Origin of the sequence: Arthrobacter sp. NicSoilB11, from assembly GCF_019977375.1 — a bacterium.
Taxonomy (GTDB): Bacteria; Actinomycetota; Actinomycetes; order Actinomycetales; family Micrococcaceae; genus Arthrobacter.
In genome coordinates, this window is record NZ_AP024657.1 from 2,281,387 (window position 1) to 2,293,299 (window position 11,913).

Annotated in this window: 11 protein-coding genes; 4 read left to right on the forward strand and 7 right to left on the reverse strand. The window is 66.5% G+C overall.

Going from position 1 to position 11,913, the window contains the following annotated elements:
- Window positions 1-15 precede the first annotated feature (15 nt).
- A complete protein-coding gene (locus LDO14_RS10495; RefSeq protein ID WP_223991583.1) occupies window positions 16-1,800 on the reverse strand; it encodes a glycerol-3-phosphate dehydrogenase/oxidase in 1,785 nt (594 codons plus the stop codon).
- A gap of 166 nt (window positions 1,801-1,966) precedes the next feature.
- Between LDO14_RS10495 and LDO14_RS10500 the strand changes: the two genes are divergently transcribed.
- The 4 genes from LDO14_RS10500 to LDO14_RS10515 are packed head-to-tail and all read left to right on the forward strand — an operon-like array spanning window position 1,967 to window position 5,832.
- Complete coding sequence (locus LDO14_RS10500; protein ID WP_018769294.1) at window positions 1,967-2,932, forward strand: sugar-binding domain-containing protein; 966 nt, start codon at window positions 1,967-1,969, stop codon at window positions 2,930-2,932.
- A gap of 19 nt (window positions 2,933-2,951) precedes the next feature.
- The gene (locus LDO14_RS10505) at window positions 2,952-3,821 is read left to right on the forward strand and encodes an aldo/keto reductase (RefSeq protein WP_223991586.1); all 870 of its coding nucleotides are present in this window, start codon (window positions 2,952-2,954) and stop codon (window positions 3,819-3,821) included.
- Between the two features lie 8 nt (window positions 3,822-3,829).
- Window positions 3,830-4,759, forward strand: a complete 930-nt coding sequence (locus LDO14_RS10510) for an alpha/beta hydrolase (protein WP_018769296.1) — start codon at window positions 3,830-3,832, stop codon at window positions 4,757-4,759.
- On the forward strand, window positions 4,756-5,832 hold the full coding sequence (locus LDO14_RS10515; protein ID WP_223991588.1) for a glycosyltransferase family 1 protein: 1,077 nt from the start codon (window positions 4,756-4,758) through the stop codon (window positions 5,830-5,832). The genes LDO14_RS10510 and LDO14_RS10515 overlap by 4 nt, the downstream gene beginning before the upstream one ends.
- 49 nt (window positions 5,833-5,881) lie before the next feature.
- Here the strand turns inward: LDO14_RS10515 and LDO14_RS10520 are convergent, their stop codons facing one another.
- From LDO14_RS10520 to mihF, 6 genes are all read right to left on the reverse strand, one after another.
- Entirely contained in the window at window positions 5,882-7,966 is a 2,085-nt protein-coding gene (locus LDO14_RS10520; protein WP_223991596.1) for a primosomal protein N', read from the reverse strand.
- Between the two features lie 90 nt (window positions 7,967-8,056).
- A complete protein-coding gene (gene metK, locus LDO14_RS10525) occupies window positions 8,057-9,292 on the reverse strand; it encodes a methionine adenosyltransferase (protein ID WP_223991598.1) in 1,236 nt (411 codons plus the stop codon).
- 110 nt (window positions 9,293-9,402) lie between these two features.
- Window positions 9,403-10,638, reverse strand: a complete 1,236-nt coding sequence (gene coaBC, locus LDO14_RS10530; RefSeq protein WP_144599765.1) for a bifunctional phosphopantothenoylcysteine decarboxylase/phosphopantothenate--cysteine ligase CoaBC — start codon at window positions 10,636-10,638, stop codon at window positions 9,403-9,405.
- Window positions 10,639-10,676: 38 nt separating this feature from the next.
- Window positions 10,677-10,937, reverse strand: coding sequence for a DNA-directed RNA polymerase subunit omega (gene rpoZ, locus LDO14_RS10535; RefSeq protein ID WP_003800778.1), 261 nt, complete (start codon window positions 10,935-10,937; stop codon window positions 10,677-10,679).
- A 15-nt stretch (window positions 10,938-10,952) separates the two neighbouring features.
- Entirely contained in the window at window positions 10,953-11,546 is a 594-nt protein-coding gene (gene gmk, locus LDO14_RS10540; RefSeq protein ID WP_144599766.1) for a guanylate kinase, read from the reverse strand.
- 45 nt (window positions 11,547-11,591) lie between these two features.
- Window positions 11,592-11,909 (reverse strand): integration host factor, actinobacterial type, encoded by a 318-nt coding sequence (mihF, locus tag LDO14_RS10545; protein WP_026265771.1) that lies wholly within the window; start codon window positions 11,907-11,909, stop codon window positions 11,592-11,594.
- Window positions 11,910-11,913: the final 4 nt, after the last annotated feature.

The following is an 11,913-nucleotide window of genomic DNA, read 5'->3' on the forward strand; positions in this document are numbered from 1 at the left end:
GCCGGAAACCTGGCCTTAGGCGACCAGGCTGTGCGTTTCCACGCGGTGGAAACGCTGCAGCACGTCCTGTGCGTGCTTGATCTCGGCGGCGCGCGCCGCCGCGTCCCACTGGAGCGGGGCGGACAGGACTTCCGCCACTTCGTTGAGGAGTTCACCGGTAACCAGTCCGCGGAAGGCCAGGGAGGTACGCCGGATGAGGACGTCCACCAGGTGCCCCACCTGCTCATTGGCCACCATGAATTCCAGTTCACGGACGCTCAGTTCACGGGTGGACCGCAGCGCGTGGTCGGGCTCGGCATCGAGGTAGGCGATGACCTCTTCGGCCCGGGTCCCGTAGCGGGTCAGCAGTCCGGCCGTGCGGTCTGCATCCCGGCCGCCGGCTATGTGGGCCTTGATCCATTTCTGCACGCCAGCTTCGTCGGCAGGGAAACCGGCGCCGCCGCCGATGGGGAGCTGCGCCGTGGACACCTTGCGCTGCACGCCGAGTTCATTGAGGACCTCGTTGGTCAGGTGCTCGGCAAGGGCACGGAAGGTGGTCCATTTGCCGCCCACCAGGCTCAGCACGACGGCGCCGCTCCCCTCAGGTGCGGACGCGCGGCGTTCGATGCGGTAATCACGTGAGACGAAGCCGGGCTGGGTGGCGTCATGGCTGGGCAGGGGGCGGACACCCGAGAACGTGTACACGATGTCCTCTGGTGTGACGTCGACCGAGGGGAAGACGTGGTTGATCAGGTCAAAGAAGTACTGGATCTCCTCGTCGGTGCAGACGGCGTCCTCCGACATGTCCGCATCAACGTCCGTGGTGCCCACGAGAACCCGGTCGCCCATGGGGTAGATGAGGACGATCCGGCCGTCGGTGTGCTCAAAGAAGATTTCCCGGCCGCGGCAGGCGGCGAGGAGGCCCGGGTGGTCCAGCACGATGTGGGACCCCTTGGTGCCTCCCATAAACGAGGATGCCGCACCCATTGCCTGGTTGGTGTGGTCCACCCAGGCCCCGGTGGTGTTGACGATGATGTCCGCAGTGAAGTCGAATTCCTCACCGGTCAGTTCGTCGCGAAGGCGGACAGTGCTTCCCCTGCCGGTTCCCGGATTGGGGGTTGCAGACATGGATTGGAGTGACAGGTAATTGCTGGCGCGGGCCGTGTCACCCTGTGCGCTGGTGCCCCTCGCGTTACCGGCGCGTCCGGCCTTTTCGCCGTCCTGCAGGACGTCCAGGGTCAGCCGCTCCGGGTTGTGGACGGACGCGTCGAAGTAGGTGGCCGTGTATTTGACGTCGGGCCGCAGGGCGGGCAGTTCCCCGAGGGCTGCCTTGTGGGTCCTGAACTGGTGCCGCGGTACCGTCCCGCCGTTCCTGGAGAACGAATCGTAGAGACTAAGCCCCACCTTGATGAGGAACGCTCCACGCTCCTTGGGCTTTCCCTGCTGCTTGTGGGTCAGGAAGCGCAGCGGTGCCGAGAGGATGCCGGAGAAGGTGCTGAAGATGGGGATGGTTGTCTGCAGCGGCTTGACATAGTGCGGCGCAATCCTGAGCAGGCGGTTGCGTTCCACCACGGACTCCCGGACCAGGCGGAACTCGCCGTTCTCGAGGTAGCGGATTCCGCCATGGATCATGTGCGAGGACGCACCGCTGGCACCCTGGCAGTAATCTCCGCGTTCCACGAGCGCGACATCGACGCCCTGGAGTGCCAGATCACGGAAGGTGCCCACTCCGTTGATGCCACCGCCAACAACCAGCACCTTCGCGTGCGGACGTTGCCGCAAACTGTGGACGGACGCGCGCCCGGCCCCCGGCCGGGGCACTGAAACAGAGGAGGGTTGAACAGTTGAATCCTTGGGTCCCAAAACGACTCCCTTGGGGCTTTGTGTGATGCGGACGCACTGGATAGCGCCGCCGTTCTGCTCTATTGTTCGGAGAAATGGAAAATGGAGTCAAGGACTATGCACGAACGTGCAGAATGGAAGTGAGATGGCACTTTCACGGGACGCAGATGCCCTCCGAGCTGCACAAATGTACTACTTGCAGGACCTCACCATGGACGCGATCGCGCGTGAACTGCGCACGTCACGGTCCACGGTTTCCCGCCTTTTGTCGTCCGCACGGGATTCGGGCCTGGTGCAGATCCAAATCCGCAACCCTTTGGACACCGGACCCGAACTGGAAGGGATCATCCGCCGCCGGTACAACCTTGATGTCCACGTGGTTCCCATCCTTGGCACGCTCAACGAAGCCGAAACCCTCGACCGCGTGGCCATGCAGGCGGCGCGCACCATCGGGCCCCTGGTGGATTCCAACGCCATTATCGGCGTGGCCTGGGGATCAACGCTCAGTGCAGTCAGCCGGCACCTCACCAGGAAAATCACGCATGACAGCGTGATCGTCCAGCTCAACGGCGCCGGCAACATGCACACCACGGGCATTACCTATGCCAGCGACATCATGCGCAGGTTCGGCAGTGCGTACGGAGCCCGGGTGGAGCAGTTCCCGGTTCCGGCCTTCTTCGACCACGCCGCCACCAAGACGGCAATGTGGAATGAACGCAGCGTGCAGCGCGTGCTGGAGCTGCAGGCAAAGATGAGCATCGCCATCTTCGGTGTGGGTTCCGTGCACGCCGACTATCCCAGCCACGTCTACGCGGGCGGGTACCTCGATGAGGACGACCTGAACGCCCTTGCCAACTCGGACGTGGTGGGTGACGTCGCCACGGTCTTCTTCCGCGCCGACGGGTCCTCCGACGGGATCGTCCTGAACGAAAGGTCCACCGGTCCGGCGCTTGCCCAGCTGCGGCAGGTGCGCCGCAGGATCTGCGTGGTGTCGGGGGTTTCCAAGATCAACGGCCTGCGCGGCGCCCTGGCAGCGAGGCTGGCCACCGACCTGATCCTGGACGAAGCCACCGCACGCCGCCTGGTCGATTACGAGGGACTGACCAGCTGAAGTGGGTAGAGTCGTTGCCATGAGAACCTCACCCCGGCTCAGCCTGAACAACGGCGTGCTGATAGACCAGCTCGGCTTTGGGCTGTACAAAGTGCCGGCAGCAGATGCGGAAGGGCTCGTGGCCACCGCGCTCGCCGCCGGCTACCGCCACTTCGATACCGCCGCCATGTACGGGAACGAAACCGGCGTGGCCCGCGGCATCAGTTCCCAGTTGGGCGACGGGACAGGCAGCGGCGGCTCCGGGGAACTGTCGCCGTCCCTGAGCCGGGAGGACATCTTCATCACCACGAAAGTGTGGAACGACCACCACGGCTACGACGCCACGCTGCGGGCTTTCGACGACTCCATGGTCAACCTGGGACTGGACTACGTGGACATGTACCTCATCCATTGGCCCTGCCCACGCCGTGGCTTGTTCCCGGAAACCTACCGGGCCCTGGAAACGCTGTACCGCGAAGGCAGGGTCCGTGCCATTGGCGTCAGCAACTTCCAGCCGGCACACCTTGACCGCCTGCTCCAAAGTGCCGAGGTGGTTCCCGCCGTCAACCAGATCGAACTGCACCCGTGGCTGCAGCAGGAGGAACTGCGCAGCAAGCACGCCGGCCTGGGCATCCGGACAGAAGCGTGGAGCCCGCTGGGCCGCGGCCAGGTCCTGGCCGATCCGGTGATCCAGGCCTGCGCCGCCGAGCACGGCCGGACGCCTGCGCAGGTGATCCTTCGCTGGCACATGCAGCTGGGGAACATCGCCATTCCCAAGGCCAGTTCCGAAGTGCGGATCCGGGAGAACCTTAACGTCTTCAATTTCGAACTCTCCGAACGCGACCTGGCGGCCATCAACGCGCTGGACCGCGGGCAGCGGACGGGCTCGCACCCGGACAACGTCAACTAGGCCCGCGCATGGACACCGTAAATCCGGGGACCTCCCCTGCGCCTGCGTACCTGAGCGCGGGGCTTTCCGCCCGCACCTCAGCCTCCACCGTGACCATCGACGGCGGCACGGTGGCCTTCTGGACCTATGCGCCCCTGCAGGAAACGCCGGAGACCCGCACCATCCTGGTGGTCCATGGGTTCCGCGGCGACCACCACGGGCTCCTGCGCGTCGCGGACAAACTGCCGGAGATGCGCATCATCATGCCGGACCTGCCCGGCTTCGGCAGCTCCGATGCCTTTGCCCGGGACCCGCACTCGGTGGAGCGCTACGGGCAGTTCATCAGTGACTTTATGGCGTCCCAGGGACTGGGGCCGGAAACCGTGCTGCTGGGACATTCATTCGGCTCCATCCTTGCTGCGTACTTCGTGGCCAACAACCCGGAGGCCGTGCGTCCCCTGATCCTCATCAACCCCATCGCTGCTCCGGCGCTGGAAGGACCCAAGGGCGTGATGACGCGGCTGGCAGTCCTGTATTACCGGCTGGCGGCACGGCTCCCCCGCGGGCCGGGCCTGGCCCTGCTGCGCAACCGGCTGATTGTGCGGGTCATGAGCGAGGCCATGGCCAAGACCCGCGACCGGGAGCTGAGGGCTTTCATCCACGGCCAGCACCACGCCTACTTCAGTTCCTTCGCGGACCGGGACAGCCTGCTGGAGTCGTTCACGGCCTCCGTCAGCAACCACGTGGCGGAGGTGGCCGGACAACTGGAACTTCCCGTGCTGCTCATCGCGGGCGAAAAGGATGAAATCGCCACCCTTCCCAGCCAGCACCGCCTCCTGTCACTGCTTCCGGACGGGGAACTGAAGGTGATTCCCGGCGTCGGACACCTGATCCACTACGAAACGCCGGAGCCGGCCGCCCGACACATCCGCAGCTTCCTGAAGGACCACCCCGCGTGAAGATCGTCATTGATGCACGTTTCACCCGTACCGACCATCACGACGGCATCAGCCGCTACGGAGCCAGCCTGATCGCTGCCACGGCAAAAATCGCGGATGTCTCCATGCTGGTTTCCGACGTCCGGCAGCTGGCCCTCCTGCCGGACGTGCCGTACACGCTCATCAGCAGTCCGCTGTCGCCGCTGGAGCTGTTCGTTGCCCGGAAGGTCAATGCCACCGGGGCTGACGTGGTGGTGTGCCCCATGCAGACCATGGGTACCTGGGGCCGGAAGTACGGGCTGATCCTCACGCTGCACGACCTCATCTACTATGAGCACCCCGCTCCCCCGGGCTTCCTGCCGGCCCCCGTCCGGCTGCTCTGGCGCCTCTACCACAAAGCGTTCTGGCCGCAGCGGCTGCTCCTCAACCGGGCCGACACCGTGGCCACCATCAGCAGGACCACGGAGGCGCTGATGGCCAAGTACCGGCTGACGCGCCGGCCCGTCCGCATCATCGCCAACGCTCCCCAACCGGCGCAGGAACCTCGCCAGCCTGGCGACGGCTCGGACAAGACCATCATTTACATGGGTTCGTTCATGCCCTACAAGAACGTGGAAACCATGGTGGCCGGCATGGCCGGACTGCCCAAATACACGCTGCACCTGCTGAGCCGGATCACGCCGGAGCGGCGGGCGGAACTGGAAAGCCTCATCCCGCCGGGCGCCTCCGTGGTGTTCCACAACGGCGTGACGGACGCAGAGTATGACGGCCTGCTGCGCCGGGCGACGGCGCTGGTGAGCCTGTCCCGGGCCGAGGGATACGGCCTTCCCCTGGTCGAGGCCATGGCCGTGGGTACCCCGGTGATCGCCAGCGACATTCCCATCTTCCGGGAAGTCGGCGCGGACGCCGCCACCTACGTGGCCCCGGAGTCACCCGGGCAGTTCGCGGACGCGGTTGCGCAGCTGCAGGACGACGCGCACTGGCAGGACATGTCGCGCCGCTCCCTGGCCCGGGCGCGGGAGTTCAGCTGGGATGAATCGGCCCGCCAACTGGTGGAAGCGGCACACGAGGTCGTGGCGAAAAGGCGCCGCTGAGGACGTCCCCAAGGCACCATTGCCCTGGCCGTCACAGGACGTCCCCAGCCTAGAGGACGTCAACACCGTCCAGGCGCAGCTGCACAGGGTCCGTGGCCCGTTTGGCGGCCACGGCTGCGCGGGTCACCCGCAGGACACGGACGACGGCGGCGGCCTGGCCATAGGGGAAGAACAGCAGGGTCCGGACGTCCTCGGCCGAGCGCCGGCCGGAAGGCGGTGCGGTGAGCACCAGCGGCGCCGGACCGGCGGTGCGGATAGTTATCCCCGCGCCGGCGAGGTCCGCTTCCACGGCACCTGTGTAGTGTTCGACGGCGGCGCGCGGCCCGGTGACCGAGGCGATGCGCACCGCTGGGGGAAGCTGCAGTTCCACGCGCAGGGACAGTTCCCGCTGGGCATAGCCGGCCGGATCCCAGCGCAGCAGCGCGCCGGTGGCTGCTGTGTCCGTGGCGGTGACCACCACCAGCCCGCCGTCCGGGGCGGGACGGACGAGGGCAGCGGCGTTGAACCAGCGGCGTACCGTGTCTTCGCCCGCCCGGAGAGTCTCCCGGCGCAGCAGGGAATCGCCGTCCAGCAGCAGGGCGGCGGCATACCCGGCCTCCGCCACCGGTTCGGCCCCCACGGTCGCCACCACCAGCGACTTTCCCGCCCCCACCGTGGCTTTCACTTGGTCGCCGGACGACGTGATGACCGTTGTGCCGGGAAAGGCCCGGCCAAGCTCCTCGGCTGTACGGAGGACTCCGGTGGAACCTTTCCGCAGCCGCCGGGCGCCGCAGTGGGAGCACTTCCAGTCCGGCGCCGGCGTGGAACACCAGCGGCATTGGGGAAGCGCGGAGGTGCCGGCCAGCGCAAGGGGCCCCTGGCAGTTCCCGCAGCGGGCCGGCTCCCGGCAGGTTTCACACACCAGTGACGGCGCGTACCCTGCCCTGGCAACCTGGACCAGGACAGGGCCACGCTCAAGACCTTCCTTGGCGGCCTGCCAGGCAGCGTGCGGCAGGCGCGCGATGGTGGCCAGTGGGTCCCGCCCCTGCTCGAAGCTGTCTGCCGTGCTGACCACGCGGGGAACCGTCCTGCGGACGGTGGCACGCTCAGTGTCAACCGGGACGGCCCAGCCGGCTTCCACCAGACGCTGGACCTCGGTGCTGCGCGCGTGCCCGGCAAGGAGGCAGGCCGTACCCTCCTGCTCGGCGCGAAGGAGCAGGACCTCCCGTGCGTGGGCGTACGGTGCGCGCTGCTCGATATGGAGGTCGTCGCCGTCGTCCCAGCACGCCACGAGCCCCAGGTCCTGCACCGGGGCGAAGGCGGCCGAGCGTGTACCGATGGCGATGGTGGCCTTGCCCGCGAGCAGGCGCAGGAAGTTCCGGTACCGGGGCGTGGGCCCGTCGTCGGCGGTCAGCCTGGCTACGGCAGCGTCCGGCACCAGGTCATTGAGTGCCTGCTCCAGGCGGTCCAGGTCCCGGTAGTCAGGCACCACCAGCAGGGCGCCCCTTCCGGAGGAATACGCTGCAGCGGCGGCCTGGGCAAGCATGGCCGGCCAACCGGCAGTCCCGTAGCCCTGCAGCGGATTGACGGCGGCCCGCGGAGATCCACCGGCGGCCAGGTGCCGCAGGAAAGCGGCACCTGTGCGGAGTGTGCCCCAGGCTGAAGATCCGGGGCTGCCCTGGACGTCCTGCACGGCTTCGGCGTCGGGGATGTCCAACGAGTCCGGAAAGTCCTTTTCCAGCCTGGCAACCCGGGGTGGAACGGCTAGGCGCAGGACATCGCTGACCGTCCCCGCATACCGTGCAGCGACCGCCGTGGCAAGGTCCCGGACGGCCGGCGTAAGGACCTGGACCGGGGACACAACTTTTGCCAGGGGTACAAGGGTGTGTCCGGCGTCGGACTGTGCCACGCGTTCCAGGACGAATCCACTGAGGTCCTGGCCGTTGAACTTGACCTTGACCCGGACCCCAGGCTGGGCTGCCTGGTCAAGCGCGGCCGGGACGGCATAGTCGAATGGGCGGTCCAGGTGAGGCAGCGAGGACTCAATGAGCACCCGCGCCACCGGAAGCTGCTCCGCCACGGTGACGCCGCCTTGCACGGGACGTGCAGGGAAGCCCTGGAGCAGGGACGGCTGGACGGAACTGCCAGCAACCATGGCGGTCACCTCCGTTCAGCTGACGGGTTGGACAGGATCAGCCAAGCACCGGGCACTGACATTGGACGTCCGGCAGCCGGCGGAAGCCGGCTAGGCGTTGAAGAATGCCTTCAGGTCGTCCACCCGGTCCAGGCGCTCCCAGGTGAAGTCGGGCTCATCCCGGCCGAAGTGCCCGTGGGCGGCGGTCTTGGCGTAGATGGGGCGCTTCAGATCCAGGGCATCGATGATGGCGCGCGGACGGAGGTCGAAGATTTCCGCGATTGCTGCGCTGATCCGGGCCGGATCCACCGTCTCGGTGCCGAACGTCTCCACGTAGGTTCCCACCGGCCGGGCCTGGCCGATGGCGTACGCGATCTGGATCTCCGCGCGCTTGGCCAGTCCAGCGGCCACCACGTTCTTGGCAACCCAGCGCATGGCGTACGCGGCGGAGCGGTCCACCTTGGACGGGTCCTTCCCCGAGAAGGCGCCGCCGCCGTGGCGGGCCATACCGCCGTAGGTGTCCACAATGATCTTGCGGCCGGTGAGGCCGGCGTCGCCCACCGGGCCGCCGATGACGAACTCGCCGGCAGGATTGAGGATATTTGCCGTCCGTGAGATGTCCAGGTTGGCGCCCGCGAGGACGGGTTCAATGACGATGGCGGCAAGGTCGGCGCGCAACTGCTCCAGGCTTGCCCCCTCCGCGTGCTGGCTCGAAATCACCACGGTTTCCACGGAAACGGGCACGTCTTTGTCGTAGCCGACCGTCACCTGGGTCTTGCCGTCGGGGCGAAGATACGGCAGCCCGCCGGTCTTGCGGACTTCGGTGAGCCGCTCGGACAGCCGGTGGGCCAGCCAGATGGGCGTAGGCATGTAGGAAGGGGTTTCATCGCTGGCGTAGCCGAACATCAGGCCCTGGTCGCCGGCACCCTGGAGGTCATAGTCGTCCTCCTGGCGGCCTTCGCGTGCCTCGAGGGAGTTGAACACGCCGCCGGCGATGTCGTTGGACTGCTGGCCGATGGAGACGGACACGCCGCAGCGGGCGCCGTCGAAGCCGTTGGCTGAGGAGTCGTAGCCGATGCCCAGGATGGTCTCGCGGACGATCTGCGGGATTTCGACGTACGCGTCGGTGGTGACTTCGCCTGCCACGTGCACCAGGCCCGTGGTGGCCATCGTTTCCACAGCCACGCGGGATTCGGGGTCCGCGGCCAGCAGCGCGTCCAGGATGGCGTCACTGATCTGGTCGCAGATCTTGTCCGGATGGCCTTCGGTGACCGATTCGGACGTGAAAAGCCGGAGCGCGGAGGGCGTGGCCCCATGGGTGTGGGGAAGGTGCAGCGGTAAAGTCACTCAACTACCTTACTGGTTGGTGGTGGCACTCCCGTCAGGGAGAAGTCGGTAGATGTCCCCGTGCTAAGCAAAGGTGGCCGGAAACACTTCAGGCGAGGGGCGAAACAGGTTCAAGTGGACGAAACACGGTTCAGTTCAAAGCTGATGCGGCGGACGATGGCTTCCGAAACCTCTGTCTTGGTTCCCGAAGCTTCCTGTGGTTCGGAGCCGGAGCGCGACAGGATGACCACCGAGTTGGAGTCGTGGCCAAAGACCTTGTCCGCTCCTACGTGGTTCACCACCAGCAGGTCGCAGCCTTTCCGCTGGAGCTTTGCTTCCGCATATGCCAGGACGTCGCCCTGGCTGTCCCCGGTTTCGGCGGCGAATCCGACGATGAGCTGCCCGGCCTCGCCGGCACCCGCGTTGCGCTGCTCCACGAGCTCCTGCAGGATGTCCGGGTTGCGGACCAGGGTGATGACGGGATCGGCGGTGTCGTCCCGTTTCTTGATCTTGGTGTCCGAGACTTCCGCCGGGCGGAAATCGGCCACGGCCGCGGACATGATGACGACGTCGGACACGGCGGCGGCTTCCAGTGCGGCTTCCCGAAGTTGCAGGGCGGTCTCCACGCGGACCACCTCCACGCCGGCGGGCGGCGGAACGTCCATGTGGGCTGCCAGCAGGCGCACGGTAGCCCCGGCGTTCCGCGCTGCGACCGCAAGGGCCACTCCCTGCTTGCCGGATGACCGGTTGCCAAGGAAGCGCACGGGGTCCAGCGGTTCGCGGGTGCCGCCGGCGCTGATGGTGACGGTGCGGCCGGCAAGGGGCAACTGGTAATCACTGCGTCCCTGGACCAGGGCCATGGCTGCGTCGAAGATCACCTGGGGTTCCGGAAGCCTGCCGGGACCTGAGTCTGCCCCGGTCAACCTGCCGGAGGCGGGTTCCAGGACGGCTGCGCCCCGGCCGCGGAGCGTCTCAACGTTGGCCCGGGTGGCCGGATGCTGCCACATTTCCGTGTGCATCGCGGGGGCGAACAGCACCGGGCCGTGGGCCATCAGCAGGGTGTTGGTGAGCAGGTCCCCGGCCTGGCCGGTGGCAGCCTTCGCCAGGAGGTCCGCTGTGGCAGGTGCCACCACCACGAGGTCCGCCTCATGGCCAAGGCGGACGTGGTTCACCAGGTGCACGTCATCAAAGACACTGTTGCTGACCGGGTTTCCGGACAGCGCCTCCCAGGTGGCGGTACCGATGAAGCGGGTGGACGCCTCCGTGGGAATCACCGTGACGTCATGGCCGGCTTCAGTAAAAAGCCGGAGGAGCGATGCCACCTTGTAGGCGGCGATCCCTCCCCCGACTCCGAGGACTATGCGCACGTGACCTCCGTCAACAGCAAGTCAGTTCAGCGGCAGGATTACTCTGCGGCTTCGATCGGCGTGGAAACCAGCTTGCCTTCGTTGATTTCGCGCAGTGCGATCGACAGCGACTTTTCGTTCAGCTTGGTGTCGACCAGGGGTCCGACATACTCGAAGAGGCCCTCGTGCAGCTGGGCGTAGTAGGCGTTGATCTGACGAGCACGCTTGGCACCGAAGATCACCAGGCCGTACTTGGAGTCGGCTGCCTCAAGCAGCGAGTCGATCGGCGGGTTGATGATGCCTTCAAGGTTCGTGGACACGAATTCTCCAAATTCCTAGCGGGCTGACGGTTCCGGCAGGTGTGGATGCGGTGTCAGCCCCATGAGTGAAACTAGCTCGTCCGCTGCCCGGCGGACGTCGTCGTTGATGACGGTGTGGTCGAACTCCGGTTCAGCAGCAAGTTCCAGTTTAGCGGTTTCCAGGCGTCGCTGCTGTTCTTCCGGTGTTTCGGTGCCCCGGCCCACCAGCCGGCGGACCATCTCGTCCCAGGTGGGCGGGGCCAGGAAGACGAACTGGGCGTCCGGAACGGCTGCCTTGACCTGGCGCGCACCCTGCAGGTCGATCTCCAGCAGCACGGAGCGGCCCTCCGCGATGGCCTGGTTCACGGTGCTCTTCAGGGTGCCGTAGGTGTTCTGACCATGGACGACGGCCCATTCCAGGAGTTCACCATCGGCGATAAGCCGCTCGAACTCATCCTTGGTCTTGAAGAAGTAGTGGACGCCGTCAACTTCCCCGGGCCGGGGCGCCCGGGTGGTGGCTGAAACGGAAAGCCATACTTCGGGGTAGTTGTCACGGATGTAGGTGGACACGGTGCCTTTGCCAACAGCCGTCGGACCTGCGAGGACTGTCAGTCCAGGTTTCTTGCTCACGTATTCCTTTTGCCGCAGTTGGGGGAAAGACAGGCGCCGCCTGCCTCAATGCTCGTCAATAAAATCTACCAGCGCCCGGCGCTGGTGGACGCCCAGGCCCCGGACCCTGCGGGACGCCGCGATGCCCAGCTGCTGCATGATGGCGGCGGCCCGCACCTTCCCGATGCCGGGAAGGGCCTCAAGCAGTTCCGAGACCTTCATCCTGGCCAGTGCGTCGTCTTCCAGGGCGGAGCTGATAATGTCCGCCGCGGACCTGTCGCCGTTCCGAAGGCTTTCCTTGGCGGCCGCACGGGTGGCCCTGGCTGCCGCTGCCTTGCCCAGGGCGTCGGCCCGTTCAGATGCGGATAAAGGTCGCAGGACCATCACG